The sequence below is a fragment of the Terriglobia bacterium genome (assembly GCA_020073495.1).
In the GTDB taxonomy this organism is placed as follows: domain Bacteria; phylum Acidobacteriota; class Terriglobia; order Terriglobales; family Acidobacteriaceae; genus JAIQFD01.
The window spans coordinates 232664-247343 of the sequence record JAIQFD010000002.1 but is presented as its reverse complement, the minus strand read 5'-3'; the positions used below and the strand labels follow the sequence as shown (position 1 = coordinate 247343).

General features: G+C 63.6%; 13 protein-coding genes. 6 read left to right on the top strand and 7 right to left on the bottom strand.

What is annotated here, in order from left to right:
• Positions 1–42: 42 nt before the first annotated feature.
• Positions 43–891: a 16S rRNA (adenine(1518)-N(6)/adenine(1519)-N(6))-dimethyltransferase RsmA gene (gene rsmA, locus LAN37_04880; protein ID MBZ5646541.1), complete on the top strand. Its 849-nt coding sequence runs from the start codon at positions 43–45 to the stop codon at positions 889–891.
• An 82-nt stretch (positions 892–973) separates the two neighbouring features.
• Positions 974–1783 (top strand): AmmeMemoRadiSam system protein B, encoded by an 810-nt coding sequence (gene amrB, locus LAN37_04875; protein MBZ5646540.1) that lies wholly within the window; start codon positions 974–976, stop codon positions 1781–1783.
• A gap of 58 nt (positions 1784–1841) precedes the next feature.
• On the opposite strand, the gene LAN37_04870 is transcribed toward amrB, so the two are convergent.
• The 3 genes from LAN37_04870 to ruvC all read right to left on the bottom strand — a co-directional run bounded on the left by LAN37_04870 (position 1842) and on the right by ruvC (position 4685).
• Positions 1842–3377 (bottom strand): FecR family protein, encoded by a 1536-nt coding sequence (locus tag LAN37_04870; GenBank protein ID MBZ5646539.1) that lies wholly within the window; start codon positions 3375–3377, stop codon positions 1842–1844.
• A gap of 88 nt (positions 3378–3465) precedes the next feature.
• Positions 3466–4182 (bottom strand): hypothetical protein, encoded by a 717-nt coding sequence (locus LAN37_04865; protein MBZ5646538.1) that lies wholly within the window; start codon positions 4180–4182, stop codon positions 3466–3468.
• A complete protein-coding gene (ruvC, locus tag LAN37_04860) occupies positions 4179–4685 on the bottom strand; it encodes a crossover junction endodeoxyribonuclease RuvC (GenBank protein ID MBZ5646537.1) in 507 nt (168 codons plus the stop codon). Before ruvC ends, LAN37_04865 begins: the two co-directional genes overlap by 4 nt.
• A 147-nt stretch (positions 4686–4832) precedes the next feature.
• Here ruvC and LAN37_04855 point away from each other — a divergent pair, with 147 nt between their 5' ends.
• The 4 genes from LAN37_04855 to LAN37_04840 are packed head-to-tail and all read left to right on the top strand — an operon-like array spanning position 4833 to position 10597.
• Entirely contained in the window at positions 4833–6356 is a 1524-nt protein-coding gene (locus LAN37_04855) for an insulinase family protein (protein MBZ5646536.1), read from the top strand.
• Positions 6353–8536 (top strand): insulinase family protein, encoded by a 2184-nt coding sequence (locus tag LAN37_04850; protein MBZ5646535.1) that lies wholly within the window; start codon positions 6353–6355, stop codon positions 8534–8536. The genes LAN37_04855 and LAN37_04850 overlap by 4 nt, the downstream gene beginning before the upstream one ends.
• Positions 8533–9171, top strand: a complete 639-nt coding sequence (locus LAN37_04845; protein ID MBZ5646534.1) for an FkbM family methyltransferase — start codon at positions 8533–8535, stop codon at positions 9169–9171. Before LAN37_04850 ends, LAN37_04845 begins: the two co-directional genes overlap by 4 nt.
• Before the next feature lie 34 nt (positions 9172–9205).
• Positions 9206–10597 (top strand): cytochrome P450, encoded by a 1392-nt coding sequence (locus LAN37_04840; protein ID MBZ5646533.1) that lies wholly within the window; start codon positions 9206–9208, stop codon positions 10595–10597.
• A gap of 24 nt (positions 10598–10621) precedes the next feature.
• On the opposite strand, the gene LAN37_04835 is transcribed toward LAN37_04840, so the two are convergent.
• From LAN37_04835 to LAN37_04820, 4 genes are read right to left on the bottom strand one after another with little or no spacing between them, the layout of a single operon-like run.
• Positions 10622–11722 carry an aromatic ring-hydroxylating dioxygenase subunit alpha gene (locus LAN37_04835; GenBank protein ID MBZ5646532.1) on the bottom strand — a complete coding sequence of 367 codons (1101 nt, stop codon included), beginning with the start codon at positions 11720–11722 and terminating at the stop codon, positions 10622–10624.
• 42 nt (positions 11723–11764) lie between these two features.
• Positions 11765–12586: an acyl-CoA dehydratase activase gene (locus LAN37_04830; GenBank protein MBZ5646531.1), complete on the bottom strand. Its 822-nt coding sequence runs from the start codon at positions 12584–12586 to the stop codon at positions 11765–11767.
• A complete protein-coding gene (locus LAN37_04825; protein MBZ5646530.1) occupies positions 12564–13409 on the bottom strand; it encodes an acyl-CoA dehydratase activase in 846 nt (281 codons plus the stop codon). Before LAN37_04825 ends, LAN37_04830 begins: the two co-directional genes overlap by 23 nt.
• Complete coding sequence (locus tag LAN37_04820) at positions 13406–14680, bottom strand: 2-hydroxyacyl-CoA dehydratase family protein (protein MBZ5646529.1); 1275 nt, start codon at positions 14678–14680, stop codon at positions 13406–13408. The genes LAN37_04825 and LAN37_04820 overlap by 4 nt, the downstream gene beginning before the upstream one ends.

Sequence of the window (14680 nt, the reverse complement as noted above, 5' to 3'; positions counted from 1 at the left end):
GTCTAAATCCCGTAACAGGAAGGGTCAACGCAAGGGAGCTGCATGGGTAGAAGGCCCGCGAGGGAAACGCGGCGTCCCAGATTGGGACAGAACTTTCTCGCCGATCCGAGGGCGGCGGAACGCATTGTGAACGCGTTGGGCGACGTGTCGCAGCGCGTGGTCATCGAGATCGGCCCCGGCCGGGGTGCGCTGACCTCACTGCTGGCGAACCGCGCCGGGTACCTGATCGCCATCGAGCTCGACCGGGTCCTGGGAGCGCAATTGCGCATGAAGCACGCCAATCGGCCGAATCTCGAGATCGTGGAAGGGGACGTGCTCGACATCGACCTTGGCAGACTGATGCGCCGCGAGCGCCGGACCTCAGGCGATATCCACCCGGGCGCCAGCGACAAGGCGGTGGTCGTCGGCAACCTGCCGTACTACATCACTTCCCCCATCCTCCTGCACCTGCTGCGGTTCCACGAGGTGATGACGGAGATTGTGATCATGGTGCAGAAGGAGGTGGCGGACCGCATCGCGGCCAAGCCGGGGTCGCGCGACTACGGGCTGCTTTCGGCGACGACGCAGCTCTACGCCAAGATTGAAAAGCTGTTCACGCTACCTCCGGGCGCGTTCGCGCCGCCACCCAAAGTTCACTCCACGGTGCTGCGCCTCACGGTCCAGCCACAGGTCGAGAGCCTAAAGGTTTCGGGTCGGGAGTTCGAGGATTACTTGAAGCTTTCGTTCGGCCAGAAGCGAAAGACGCTGCGCAACAACCTGCGGGAGCGCTACCAGGACGAAGACATCCGCCGCGCTTTGGCGGCGGCTGGAGTGAAAGCGGATGAGCGCGCCGAGGCCATTTCCCTAGCCAAAGCTGCCTCCATGTTCCGTCACCTGCGTGGAACACAGTAGGCGAAGCGCGGCGGCTCCGCAGGTCGCATGACGTTGCGCTTTGCCGGGGCGCAGGCGCACAATCCCTGAGCAGGAGGTGCCTATGCCTCTTGTACGGCACCCGGCGGTCGCCGGACGCTTCTATCCCGCCCAGCCGGACGTCCTCCTGCATGACATCAAGTCCTACCTGCGGCCTACGGCCGAGAAGGTAACCGCCCTGGGCTGCATCGTGCCCCACGCCGGTTATATGTACTCGGGGCACGTGGCAGGAGCGGTGTACGCGCGCCTCGATCTGCCTTCCCGTTACATCATTCTGTGCCCCAACCATACCGGCATGGGAAAACCGCTCGCGGTGATGAAGCAAGGCGTGTGGGATACGCCTCTCGGCCAGGCGCGGGTGGACGAGGAACTCGCCGCGGAACTGCTGAAGTCCTCGAAACTGGTCAGCGAGGATGCGGATGCCCATCGGGCCGAGCATGCGCTGGAAGTGCAGCTTCCTTTCCTCCAGGCCATGCAGTCGAACTTCACCTTCGTGCCGATCACGGTGGGAGTCGGCTCGTTCGAACCGTTGCAGGGGCTGGGAGAGGCCATGGCGAGCCTCATCGCCAAGTGCAAGGAACGCGTGCTGATCGTCGCCTCCAGCGACATGAACCATTACGAGTCGGACGCGGTCACGCGGGTCAAGGACCACAAGGCGATCGACAAGATCCTGGCTTTGGATCCGCGCGGGCTGTTCGATGTGATCATGCACGAGGACATCAGCATGTGTGGCTACGGGCCGACGGTGGCCATGCTCACGGCGGCCAAGATCCTGGGCGCAAGTTCCGCAGAACTGGTGAAGTACGCGACCTCAGGCGACGTCTCCGGCGACCGCAATATGGTGGTGGGTTACGCCGGGGTGATCGTCCGCTGATCCCCGCAAAAACAAAATGGGGCGACCGCGATGGCCGCCCCTTTCCCATTGATCACGATTATTTCTTTTCACCACCCGTGCTTTTCGACCCGCTACTGCTGCTGCTGGTGGAGCGAGACGCGCTGCCACTGGAGTGGGACGTGCTGCCACCAGAGGACGCCGAGGAACGGGACCCGTCGGAAAAATGCGGCCCGGTCTTCGTCGAAGATGGACTCGAAGAAGACCGCGGATGAGTTGCTGCCGGTGGCGGAGGCGCGGCCGCCGGAGGCGCCGAGCGGGGTACAGGAGCGACGCTGGGCGCAGTGCCGCCAGCACCCTTCTTCATCCCGGCATCGCGATCCACGTCGGCACGTCGGTGCGAATGCACTCCGGGAGCCGCCGAAGGTGCAGGCGTGGTTGTGGCCGGCGCCGTCGCTGCCGGGGCAGCAGGAGAGACCGCCGACGATGGCGGTACCGGACTCACGCGCCCCTTCTTAGCCGCTGACGTGTTGGCCTTGCGCTCTTGATCCAGAGTCCAGCGGGTGAAGCGCTCGCTGCGGACCGTGTCAATCGGGCCCTTGCCGACCACGACAGTCCCCGGCACGACTCCGGGGGTCGTCTTGACCATCGGCGGCTGCGGAGCGACGTATCCCACCGGCGCACGGTAGATCACCGGCACTGCGTACCAGGTGTTCCAGGTGCGTGCCGGGCGCCAAGCCCATCCGTACCCCGGAACGTATATCCAGCTTCCGTAGCGGTAAGGCATCCAGCCCCAGGGATAGGCCGATACCCACATGTAACCGTGGCCCGGGTAGTACATCCAGGCGCCGTCGCCGAAGGGATCCCAGGACGGGCCCACGTTATAGGGACGCCACAGCAATCCGTAGCTGGAATACTGTGCAAAGCTGCCGAAGTAATTCAGGTCGCTATAGCCGTAGTTGTATTGCGAGTTGTAGCCCTCGTGATGCGTCGAGGCGTAGGTCTCGCGATACTGGTCGCGCTCCCGGTTCCAGGCATCGTAGCTTTCCTCATCCACACCCTTCGCCAGCTGGTACTGGGACGGATCCTCGAGATTGAGAGCGAAGGTCTCGTCCTTCTTGACGCGCACCGAGCCGCTCTCAGTACGAGCATCGACGTCGCCTTTGAAGACCGCGAGCCGGACCTCGGAGCCGCTGCGGGAGATACGGAAGCGGGCCGGATGGGTCAGAGCAATCGTCTGGCTGCCGGTTGTGATGGTGAAATCGTCCTTTTTCCTGGTGGCCTCAAGGTAGACGGTCCCATCGATCAGATCGATCCCAGACACGCGCTCGCCGGAACTGCGCAAGCCGAGCTCATGGAACGCCACAGAAGTGTTGGGAATAAGGCGGAGAGTACTGCCGTCCTCGAATTCGACCTCGGCGCTGGCGCTGTCGCGGGTCGCCAGTTGCGCCCCTTGAACGACGGGCAGGTTGAGTACGGCGCGCTCGAATCCGCGGCCCGTGCCGCGATCGATCTGCACGTCGCCGTCTACGTAACTCAAGCGCACGATGCGCGCGAGAGAGTCCGCCCAGGCGGGCAGCCCTGCGCAAACGAGCGCCGAAAGCAGAAGTGCGTAGCCCACTTTTCGGATGGACATATGGAACTCCCACCTCAATCCTATGTCTTTGGATGCCCTAACGCCAGCCAGTGTTGCTCTCCGGCGGCATTGTTCCCACTCCGCAAGGTCAGTGCGCGGAGGAAGAGGCCGTTTCTGCGGAGGCAAGGATCAGCAGGCGTCGAGCGCGCTGCCGGGCCAAGTCCATGACGTTCGGGTCGTCCGCGATTTGGCGTAACAACGGTTCTATAGCGTGGACTTCGGCCAGGTAGTGGTCCTTCGCTGCCTCTTCCATGGCCTTGAGCTCGGCGTTCAGACCCATCCGGTCGAAGCGACGCAGGTACTCCAGCTTGCGCCCGTAATCGAGCGTGTTCTCAATCGCCTGAAACAAGTGTGTCAGGTCCATCAACTGGGCATTCTCCGACCAGTTGTAGGTAGTCTGGAAGCGGCGGTCGGGATCGGCATAACTGAACGTCTTGCGACCAGTGAAGGCGATCCTGTGCTTGGTGAAGTCGAACTGTCCGCGGAAGTAGTCCAGCGCCTTTGCGGCAGCGAAGATGCGCTCGCGGGTGGCATCGGTAACCGTGAAATTCCGCGTGTAGGGCTCGGCGGGGTCGCCCGTCTCGTCGACCGCGGTGTAGGTGGCGCGTCCTGCGGATTCGATGGAGATGGAGTAATGCGGCGGCTTGGCTACTGGCCAATCGAGGGTGAACGTGACCGTCGGGACAGCGGTAGACTTGGCGTCAGGCTCCGGCTTGGGAGCCTGTGCCCATCCCGCCATCGCCAGAAGCAGCACCGGCACCAGCAGGTGTGCCGGGTTCCCCCAGCGTGGCCCTGGCGCCGTCATCTGGTTCCGCCGGCACCCTGGCGCAACAGGGTCGCCGAGGTGTGCAGGTGGCAGATGGCGATGGCCAGCGCGTCCGCGACATCGGAGGGCTGCGGGGGTTCCTTCAGACCAAGCAGGCGCGCGACCATCTGCTGCACCTGCGATTTTTCCGCCTTACCGTAGCCGACCACCGCCGACTTGATGGTCAGAGGGGCGTACTCGGCGACCTCCAACCCGCAACTGGAGGCGGCGAGCATGGCCACGCCGCGCACCTGCCCCAGCTTCAGAGCCGTCTTGGCGTTCAGCGCGTAAAAGACATCCTCGACCGCGGCGACGTCCGGGCGGTGTAACTGGATGATGGTGCGCAGCTCGCTGAACACGTGCGCTAGCCGCATGGCCAGGGTGAGGCGCATCGAGAGCTTGATGGCGCCGGAGGTCACGTGCACGAGCTTGAGGTCACTTCCCTGCTCGACGATCCCGTACCCTGTCACTTCCCCGCCGCAGTCGATCCCCAGAACACGCATTGCATCCATGCTACACCAGCACCGCGCCGCTCCGGAGAGGCCGTGCCGCCTCTTCATCTGTGCCAGAAAGGGACGTCTCACGATTTGACACGTCTCTCGTCCAACCAGTAGTGTCGAATGTTTGTACGCTGACGCGTGGAGGTCACAATGAAGTCCCCGCGACGCGGGCTGGTGCTCGCGTTTCTGCTTTTCTTCCTCGTTCCCGCCTGGGCCCAGGACGTCGCTTCTTTCGAAAAGCGGGTCACAGTCAAGAAACTCCCCAATGGATTGACGGTCGTCATTTGCCAGCGTCCGGAGGCGCCGGTGTTCTCGTTCTACACATTGGTGGACGCCGGCTCGTCGCAGGACCCGTCCGGAGAAACCGGTCTGGCCCACATGTTCGAGCACATGGCTTTCAAGGGTACGGACAGGATCGGCACCAAGAACTGGCCGGCGGAGAAGATCGCGCTGGAGAAAGTCGAGCAGGCGTACGCGGCGTACCGGGCCGAATCGCTGAAGGAGGTCGGCAAGGACCCGAAGAAGCTGGAGGAACTGCAGAAAGCCTGGAAGGATGCCATCGCCGAAGCCGACCAGTACGTGATCCCGGAAGAATTCTCGAACGCGATCGAGAGCCAGGGCGGCGTAGGGATGAACGCCTCCACCAACATGGATCAGACGGACTATTTCTACTCCATGCCGGCGAACCGGACGCAGCTCTGGGCCTACATGGAATCGGAGCGGATGCGCAACCCCGTCATGCGCGAGTTCTATAAGGAGCGCGACGTGGTCATCGAAGAGCGGAGGATGCGGACTGACAGCAGCCCCATCGGCCGCCTCGTGGAACAGTTCCAGTCATCGGCGTACATCGCGCATCCGTATCACCGGCCTACCATCGGGTGGATGTCGGATCTGAACAACTTTTCCGCGACTGACGCGCTCAATTTTTACAACGTTTATTACGTGCCGGCGAACATGACCGTCGCGGTCGTAGGGGACGTCAAGCCGGAGCAGTTGCTCCCGCTGGTGGAAAGATACTTCGGCCAGATCCCCACCCGCCCGGAGCCGCTACCCCTCCGCACGCAGGAACCAGCGCAGAAATCCGAGCGCGAGGTCGTGCTCGAGGACCGAGCCCAGCCGTTCTACCTCGAGGGCTACCACCGTCCAGATTACCGCGATCCCGACGACGTGGTGTACGACGCGATCACTGACCTGATGTCGAACGGCCGCACTTCGCGCCTGTACCGATCGCTGGTCCGGGACAAGAAGATCGCGGCCGATGCGGAAGGGTTCAGCGGCTTCCCCGGAACCAAGTACCCCAGCCTGTTCGCGTTCTACGCGGTGCCCACGCCGGGCCATACGACGGCTGAACTGCGCGAAGCGATCCATGCCGAGATCGAGCGGGTGAAAGCGCAGGACGTCACTGACGAAGAGCTGAAGATGATCAAGACCCGGGCCAAGGCGGACCTGATCCGCAGTCTGGGAGAGAACGAAGGGTTGGCGACCGCACTCGCGATCTACCAGGCGCGGTTCGGCGACTGGCGCGAGCTGTTCCGGCAGGTGGACAAGATCGATAAGGTGACGAAATCAGACATCCGGCGCGTGGCCAACACGATCTTCGTCCCAGAGAACCGTACGGTGGGCATCCTGCAGACACGCAAGCCGGCCGCCGCGACCAAAGGAGGCCGGCAATGACCATCTTCCGCCGTGTAATGATCGCATGTCTGGTGGCGGTCGCTGCGCTGCCCATGACGGCGCAACAGGCGCAGCCCGAGCCGCCCAAGCCCGAATGGCAGCAGATCCCCACCCCGCCGCTACCGCCATTCCATCCTCAAGAACCAAAGCGGATCCAGCTCAAGAACGGCATGGTCATCTTCCTGCAAGAAGACCACGAGCTGCCGCTGATCGACGGCACCATGCGCATCCGCGGCGGCGGGCGCGACACTCCCGCGTCGAAGAGCGGCGTCATGTCCATCTACGGCGAGTCGTGGCGAACCGGTGGGAGCAAGTCCAGGACCGGCGACCAGCTCGACGATTTCCTCGAAGCCCGCGCCGCCAAGGTCGAGACCGGCGGCGGCGTGGACTCGACCAACATCAGCTTTTCCTGTCTCAAGGGCGATTTCGACGATGTGTTCGCCGTGTTCGTTGATCTGCTCCACAACCCCGAGTTCCGTGAGGACAAGATCGATCTTGCCAAAGACCAGGTGAACACCGCTATCTCGCGCCGCAACGATCAGATCGGCAGTATCGCAAGCCGCGAGTCCACGAAGCTGGCCTACGGCACGGAGAACCCATACGCTCGCCAGGCGGAGTACGCCACCGTCGCGTCCGTCACGCGCCAGGACCTGCTCGACTTCCACAAGAAACACGTGCAGCCGAATAACATCATTCTCGGCATCACCGGCGACTTCGACAGCAAAGCACTGGAGGCCACGCTGCGCAAGGCGTTCGACGCCTGGGCGCGCGGTCCGGCATACAAGCAAACGCCGGCGGAGTTCAAGGGCGCGAAACCGGGGGTCTATTTCGTCGCGAAGGAAGATGTGAACCAGAGCGCGATCCGCATGATGTATCCGGTCAACGTGACGCGCCGCAGCCCCGATTACTTCGCCATCGAAGTCATGAACGAGGTGCTCGGGGGAGGGTTTGCGTCGCGCCTGATGACCAACGTCCGCTCGAAGAAGGGGCTCGCTTACGCGGTCGGCGGCGGATTGGGAGTGCCGTTCGATCATCCCGGCATCCTCCGACTGTCGCTCGGAACCAAGAGCCAGACGACCGTCGAGGGCACACAGGCGCTGAAAGAGGAGATGGTGGGCATGCTCCAGCATCCGCCGACCGATGAAGAGCTCAAGCGCGCCAAGGACGACATCCTCAACGCGTTTATCTTCAATTTCGATTCGAAGGCGAAGGTGATGCGGGAGCGGATGGCGTACGAGTTCTACGGTTATCCGGCCGACTTCCTCGAGCAGTATCGCAGCGGGATCGAGAAGGTGACCACGGCCGACGTGGCCCGGATGGCGCAGAAGTACCTGCATCCGGACCAATTGGCTGTGCTGGTGGTCGGTAACGACAAGGATTTCGACAAGCCGCTGGCATCGCTGGGGCCGGTGACGACGATCGATATCACCATTCCTCCGCCGCCGGGCGAAGAGAGCGCACAGCCGGCGGGAGCCGCAGGCAGCGCAGCTCCTGCGAGTTCCAACGCCGAGGGCAAGGCGCTGATCGCAAGAGTGGTCGAAGGAATGGGGGGCGCTGCCAAACTGGACACGGTCAAGGCATTCCGTCAGACCGCTACCATGACCATGCAGTCGCCCCAGGGACCGACTGAAATGGAGTACGAATCGATCGTCGTGCCGCCGGACCACTCGCGCACCACCATGCAGACGCCGATGGGGGAGATCACGATGGTGCTAGGGCCCAACGTAGCCTTCATGCAGTCGGGCGACAGCACCCAGGAGATGCCGCAACAGCAGCGCGAAAACGTAGCTAACAGCAACAAGCGGGACTTCATCAACATAGCGCAGCACCGGGATGACCCGAAGTACAACTTCGTCGCCGGCGGAACGGAGAAGATTGGGAGCGTGGAAGCCCGGATCGTGGAGATCGATGCCGATGGCGCACGGGCCCGGTGGTTCGTCGATCCGCAAACCGGCCACGTGCTGCGAGCCATCTTCGAACGCAATACACCCTCTGGTCCGGTGCAGACGACCGCGGATTATTCCGATTGGCGGACGGTCAACGGCATCACATTGCCCTTCAAACGCACGCTCACCGAGGGCGGTAAAGTGGGCGGTGGGGCGGAGATCAAGGAGTTTGTGGTCAATCCGGCGGTGGATCCGAAGCTTTTCGAGAAGCCACCTGCCTCGGCGCAAAAGTGAGCCTTTCGCTGCCGATCCTTAAGGGGCCGCTCAAGGGCATGCGGTGGCTGGTGGCCACGCGCGTCAACTTCTTTATGGGAACCTACGAGCCGGAGCAGACCGCGGCGTTTCAGCAAGTGGTGCGCCCGGGATCCGTAGTGTACGACGTGGGCGCGCACTACGGTTATTACAGCCTGCTGGCGTCACAGTTGGCCGGGCCAAGTGGCCGGGTGATCGCTTTCGAGCCCTCGCCGCGTAACCTTTCTGTGCTGCGGCGTCACATCCAACTCAATCATGCGGACAACGTTACCGTGCTGGAAACCGCCGTCAGCGATCACGAAGGCGAGGCACGCTTCGATGATCGCGCCGGCTCGGGCGTGGGCCATCTCTCGCCGACGGGTCCTATCACTGTCCGGCTGACGACGCTCGATGCACTTGGCGAGCGCTTCCCTGCCCCTGACGTCGTAACGATCGACGTGGAAGGCGCGGAAGAGGCCGTGCTCGCCGGCGGACGCAGCCTGCTGGAGCACACACGACCGGCCATCTTCCTCTCTACACACGGGGCTGCGCTGCGGGAGAGCTGTACGCGAACGCTCACCGGGCTTGGCTACCACCTGCGCGAACTCGTGCCCGGCGAACTGCTGGCCACGCCGTGACCACTTCCCCGCGTCCTGTGGTGAAATAGCTCCGATGTCCAGATACGCCTACCCGCCGGGGCCTCGACCCAAGCTGCCCGGTGCAAACATGGTTCCGTTCCGCCGCGACATGCTCAAATTTCTCGCCAAGGTGCAGCGAGAGTACGGCGACATCTCCTCCTTCACCGTAGGCAATCAGCGCATCGTGCTGATCGGCGATCCCGAGATGATCAGGGACGTGCTGGTCACGAACAACCGCAAATTCTTCAAGGGACGCGTGCTGCAGCGGGCCAAGCGGTTGCTGGGAGAAGGACTGCTGACCAGCGAGGGCGACCTGCACATGAGGCAACGGCGCCTGGCGCAGCCGGCGTTCCATCGCCAGCGCATCGCGGGTTACGCGGAGAAGATGGTTGCCTACGCGGCCCGCGCCCGCAGCCGCTGGCAGGATGGCGTCACGCTCGACATGCACGAATCCATGATGCGCCTCACACTGGCCATCGTCGCGCGCACGCTCTTCGACGCCGATGTCGAGAGCGACGCCGAAGAGATCGGCGCGGCGCTCAGCGACATCATGGGACTGTTCGGGTTTCTCCTCTTCCCCTTCTCCGAATACCTGGAAAAGTTGCCGTTACCGCCCGTCCGGCGGATGGAGCGCGCGAGAGAGCGGCTTGACCGCATCGTGTACCGCATCATTAACGAACGGCGCGCCCGCGGCGAGGACCGCGGCGACCTGCTCTCCATACTGCTCAGCGCCACCGACTTCGAGGGCGACGGCACTGGCATGACCGACGCCCAATTGCGAGACGAGTGCCTCACCATATTCCTGGCCGGTCACGAGACGACCGCGAACGCGCTGACCTGGACCTGGTACCTGCTGTCGCAGAATCCGGCGGCCGAGAAGCGCTTCCACGAGGAAGTGGATCGCGCGCTAGCTGGCCGGTTGCCGACAGCCGGCGATTATCCGCGCCTGCCCTACACGGAGATGGTGCTGTCGGAATCCATGCGCTTGTACCCTCCGGCATGGAGCGTAGCGCGGCTCAATGTTGAGCCGTACAGCTACGGGCGCTACACATTCCCACCGCAAACCCTGTTCCTCATGGTCGAGTATCTGATGAACCGCGATGTGCGCTGGTTCCCTGAGCCGGACAGGTTTCTTCCCGAACGCTGGACGGCGGAGCAGAAATCGGCGCGGCCAAAGTTCGTTTACTTTCCCTTCGGGGGCGGTCCGCGCCAGTGCATCGGCGAGGGCTTTGCCTGGATGGAAGGTGTGCTGCTGCTGGCCACGATCGGGCAGCAGTGGCGCATGCGGCTCGACCCCGGCCAGCGCATCGCCATCCAGCCGCAGATCACGCTGCGCCCGAAGTATGGCATGCGCATGAAGCTGGAGGCCCGCACTGCGGCGGCGGCTGTAGCGCCTGCCCCAGCCACGCAGACCGCCGGCTCTTGATATCGGAGCCGCCCAGGAAGTGCGTTATTTCGCCGCCCGCTGGCGATTGACGACCGGTGTCTCCATCATTTGCGCGTACAGGGTGTGGAAGTGGTGCAGGCATTTCTCCTGCTTCGCCGAGTACCGCCCGCGGTGGTAGCTGCGCGAGCGCAGGTTCTTCTGCACGACCTCGCAAATGTGCCCGTCTTCCATCTGCACTGAGTCGCTGAACTCCACCGTCTGCTGCGGCAGGCCGGTCACGAACGTCTCCTCCGGAAAACACCACTCGAACTTCGCCACGCACTTCTCCGGTCCAAGCGGGAGGACGATGTTGAGCGAGACGTTATCGGGGTAGCAGTTGAGCATCCAGTTGGGAAAGACCCAGAAGTATTCGGCCACATCGCTGCCCGATTGCTGCTGGTATCGCCGCGGGCCGTCGGCGGCATTTTCCGCCCCGCGGATGGGGCTCAGTTGCCGCGAGTAACCGGCGCAGGTCTCGGTGAGGTAATTGCCGTAGTCCAGCTCGCGGTTCAGGCCGGGATGCACGCTGGGCAAGTGGTATCCCTCGAGGAAGTTGTCGATGTAGGTCTTCCAGTTGCAGTCCATGAGGTAATCGCGGCGATAGAACAACTGCATGCGATCGAAGCCGAAGCGTGCCGCTTGCTGCGGCAGCTCGCCGAGAGTGTGCGCGAGCGACGGACAGCGGTCGTCAAGATTCACGAACACCAGCCCCGACCACTCCTCGACCCGGATCGGGACTAGGCCGATCTCCTCGTGGCGAAAGTTCTCGGTGCCCTCCATCTCCGGCGCGTTCAGCAGCTTCCCTTCGAGGGAGTAGGTCCAGCCGTGATAGCCGCAGCGGAAGACCTTGCGCGAACCACAGCCCTCCGCAGGCGGTCCGGCGCGATGCCGGCAGACGTTGTAAAAGGCGCGCAGTTCTCCGGCGTTGTCGCGGACGACTAGCAGCGGTTCTCCAACCAGTTCTGTGGTCAGGTAGTCGCCTGGATTCGCGAGCTGGCGGATGTGTCCGACGACCTGCCACGTGCGCGCGAAGATCTTGTCTTTCTCCTCGGCAAGCACGGTGGGATCGGTGTAGAGGTTCGAGGGAAGGGTCCAGGCGCGGGCCTGGTTCGGATCGACATTCATGGCCAGACGATTTTATCGCGCGGCATGCACGCGCCGCTCGGATCACCGCCCGGCCGGAACAGGTTCTCCTTTGCGTGATTCGACACGCTTCAGGCCAAGCAGTGCGGCGCCGATGGCGCAGACCTCATCGCTGCCCTCGGGCACGTGCACGGGCACGCCCAGGCGCGATTCCAGCGCCTTCACCATCCCGCGCTGCCGGGCCACGCCGCCGATGAAGGTAAGCTCGTTGCCCATGCCCACACGCCTCAGCAGCAGGGAGGCGCGGTCGGCGAGTGAATCGTAGATGCCGCGCACGATGTCTTCCACGCTCACCCCCGCGCTGACGTGGTTGATGATCTCGCTCTCCGCCAGCACCGCGCAGACGCTCGAGATGGGCTGCGGGTTCTCCGCTTTTACCGCCAGCTCGCCAACGTCCTCCAGGCGGATCTCCAGGTATTTGGCGGCGCGCACGATGAAACTGCCCGAGCCCGCCGCGCACTTGTCGTTGCTCTTGAACTGCGCGACACGGCCGGCCTCGGTCAGGCGGATGGCCCGTGTGGACTGGCTGCCGATGTCCAGTACGGTCGTGGTCCGCGGGACCAGGAAGCGAGCGCCCCGGGCGGCGCTGGTGATGTCGGTGATCTGGATGTCGCGGAAGGAGGCGGCATAGCGGCCGAAGCCGGTGGTCGCGATGTAGGCCTCGGTCAGCTTGATCCCGGCCTGCTGCGACGCCAGCTCCAGGGCCTCATGGGCGGCGCGCTCGAGCTGCACCCCGGTCTTTACCGTTCCCCGCCCGATCACTCTCGGCCTCGCGTCACCATCCGCCTGGATAACGACTGCCTTGGTGATCCCCGACCCGATATCAATGCCCGCTACCAGTCGCATGCGCGCTCCTCCAAATGCCGGTCTCGAAGCTCTGGTCCATCTTCTCCAGCGCGAACAGCGCGGCCCCGATGGCGCCCACGAAATGCGCGTCCGGGCTGACTTGAAGCGTTACATTCAGGACTTCCTCTAACGCCTTGACCATGCCTATGTTCTTCGCTACGCCTCCGGTCAAGGTGATGTCCGGCTCGATGGGCACGCGGCGGGCCAGCGACACCGTCCGCCGGGCGATGGCCAGGTTCACGCCGCGCAGAATGTCTTCCGCCTTTTTCTCCTGCGCCAGGTACGACAGGATGTCGGACTCCACGAACACCGTGCACACCGTCGTGATCTTCACCGGCTTGGTGCCCTTCAGCGACATCGGCCCGACCTCGTCCAGCGAAAGCCCCATGACCTCCGCCGCGTTGGCCAGGAAGCGCCCGGTCCCCGCGGCGCACTTATCGTTCATGACAAAGTCGAGCACCTCGCCGTCCTTGCCCACGCTGATGGCTTTTGAGTCCTGTCCGCCCATGTCGATCACCGTGCGCGTACCGGGAAACAGGAAGTGGGCCCCGCGAGCGTGGCAGCTGATCTCCGTCATCTGCGCATTGCCGAAGGTGATCTTGTACCGTCCGTAGCCGGTGCCTACCACGAAACCGACATCCTGTGGCGATAGGCCGGCGTCGCGCCATGCCTGTTGGAAGCCGTGCTCTGCCGCCTTCTGCACGTTGGCGCCGGTATCCACCAGCGCGCGAGCCACCACCTCGGGGCCGCGGTCGCCGTTATCGCGCATGATCACCGACTTGGTTTGCGTGGAACCCACGTCCACTCCGGCTGCGAATCTCATCTGGCCTCTTGGTGCATGCGCGTCAGGTGCTGATGTTCCAGCGACTCGAAGAACGCATCAATGCGGTTCCTGGTCTGCGCCTCGGCGAAATAGCGCGGATCTTCCAGGTCCGATTCCAGGTACAGGGTGGGGATGCCCAGCGTCTTGGTGAAGTAGTCGCGCATGTCGCCCTGCCCCGCGGAGAACAGCCGGCAGCTCTTCACGAAGTGGATGATCAGCCCGTGCGCGTTCCACTCTTCGACGTAGCGCCGGATCTGCTCGTAGCGTTGCAGGTAGTTCCGGTTGGTGACGTTCTGCGCCAGCATGTGCAGCGCGACCGCCTCGAAGGGGTGCTCGGGATCGTGGCGAGCGCCGAACTCCCACAACCCGCCGACGGTCGAATAGGTCGAGGCCACCGCGCAAGCCTTCCACTTGGCGAACATGTCGCGGAAGGTGCGGAAATACGGGTACGGCGGCGGGCCCTCGATCACGACGCGGAATTTCTCCGCGTCGTAGATGCCCTGCCCCCCGGCGACCTTCTCTTCCATCTCCTTCAGCGCGATCTCGAAGAATTCCACGCCCTCAGGCGTGGCGCGGTACACGTAGAGCGGGCCCATGAGCGTGATGGCGTCGAAATAGGCGTCGAAAGGTGAGGGCGTCAGGCGGGCCAGGTGCTTGATCTTCGACCACAGATCCTCGACCCGGCTGGAGCAGCGCACGGCCTGCTGGAAACGGTCGTAATCGAATTTTCGGCCGGTGATCTCCTCCAGTCGCTGCACCACTTCCTTCAGTTGCCGGATAACGTAGTCGATATCGGCCCGCGACGGCTCGTCGGTCCGCAGGAAAGGCACGTCGAGCATGTACAACGGTGCGCCCTGCAGCTCCGCGACGTGCTCGAACCACTTGATGTAGGTGTTGCAGCCGACGAAGTTGCACAGCACCAGCGAAGGCGTCGGCAGCTTGCCATCGGCGGGGGTCAGGCCCTTCAGGTAGGCGCCGATGTCGGCCTTCACGTAGGCGCAGTTGTCGGCGGCGTAGCCCAGCTCCTCCGCTACCAGGATCGGCTCGAGCGACTGGTGCCGGATGGCGAGTTGCAGCGCGTTGATCTCCGGATAGAGGGGCACGGCGCCGAATCCCTCCAGCAGCTCGACGCAATTGCCGGAGATCATCATTGCGGCCGTGGGCGGGCTGCCGGTCCGCGCAGCCTCGTCCAGGCGCTCGTACCACTTCAGCATCAGCTCTTTCTGTCTCTGGTGGATCTGCCCGCGGTACTCGCTTCGCGCCTGCGTCAT

Excerpts from the sequence above, each read along its gene's own strand:
- rsmA (MBZ5646541.1), top strand. The coding sequence starts at position 43 with ATGGGTAGAAGGCCCGCGAGGGAAACGCGGCGTCCCAGATTGGGACAG.
- amrB (MBZ5646540.1), top strand. The coding sequence starts at position 974 with ATGCCTCTTGTACGGCACCCGGCGGTCGCCGGACGCTTCTATCCCGCC.
- LAN37_04870 (MBZ5646539.1), bottom strand. The coding sequence starts at position 3,377 with ATGTCCATCCGAAAAGTGGGCTACGCACTTCTGCTTTCGGCGCTCGTT.
- LAN37_04865 (MBZ5646538.1), bottom strand. The coding sequence starts at position 4,182 with ATGACGGCGCCAGGGCCACGCTGGGGGAACCCGGCACACCTGCTGGTG.
- ruvC (MBZ5646537.1), bottom strand. The coding sequence starts at position 4,685 with ATGCGTGTTCTGGGGATCGACTGCGGCGGGGAAGTGACAGGGTACGGG.
- LAN37_04855 (MBZ5646536.1), top strand. The coding sequence starts at position 4,833 with ATGAAGTCCCCGCGACGCGGGCTGGTGCTCGCGTTTCTGCTTTTCTTC.
- LAN37_04850 (MBZ5646535.1), top strand. The coding sequence starts at position 6,353 with ATGACCATCTTCCGCCGTGTAATGATCGCATGTCTGGTGGCGGTCGCT.
- LAN37_04840 (MBZ5646533.1), top strand. The coding sequence starts at position 9,206 with ATGTCCAGATACGCCTACCCGCCGGGGCCTCGACCCAAGCTGCCCGGT.
- LAN37_04835 (MBZ5646532.1), bottom strand. The coding sequence starts at position 11,722 with ATGAATGTCGATCCGAACCAGGCCCGCGCCTGGACCCTTCCCTCGAAC.
- LAN37_04830 (MBZ5646531.1), bottom strand. The coding sequence starts at position 12,586 with ATGCGACTGGTAGCGGGCATTGATATCGGGTCGGGGATCACCAAGGCA.
- LAN37_04825 (MBZ5646530.1), bottom strand. The coding sequence starts at position 13,409 with ATGAGATTCGCAGCCGGAGTGGACGTGGGTTCCACGCAAACCAAGTCG.
- LAN37_04820 (MBZ5646529.1), bottom strand. The coding sequence starts at position 14,680 with ATGACGCAGGCGCGAAGCGAGTACCGCGGGCAGATCCACCAGAGACAG.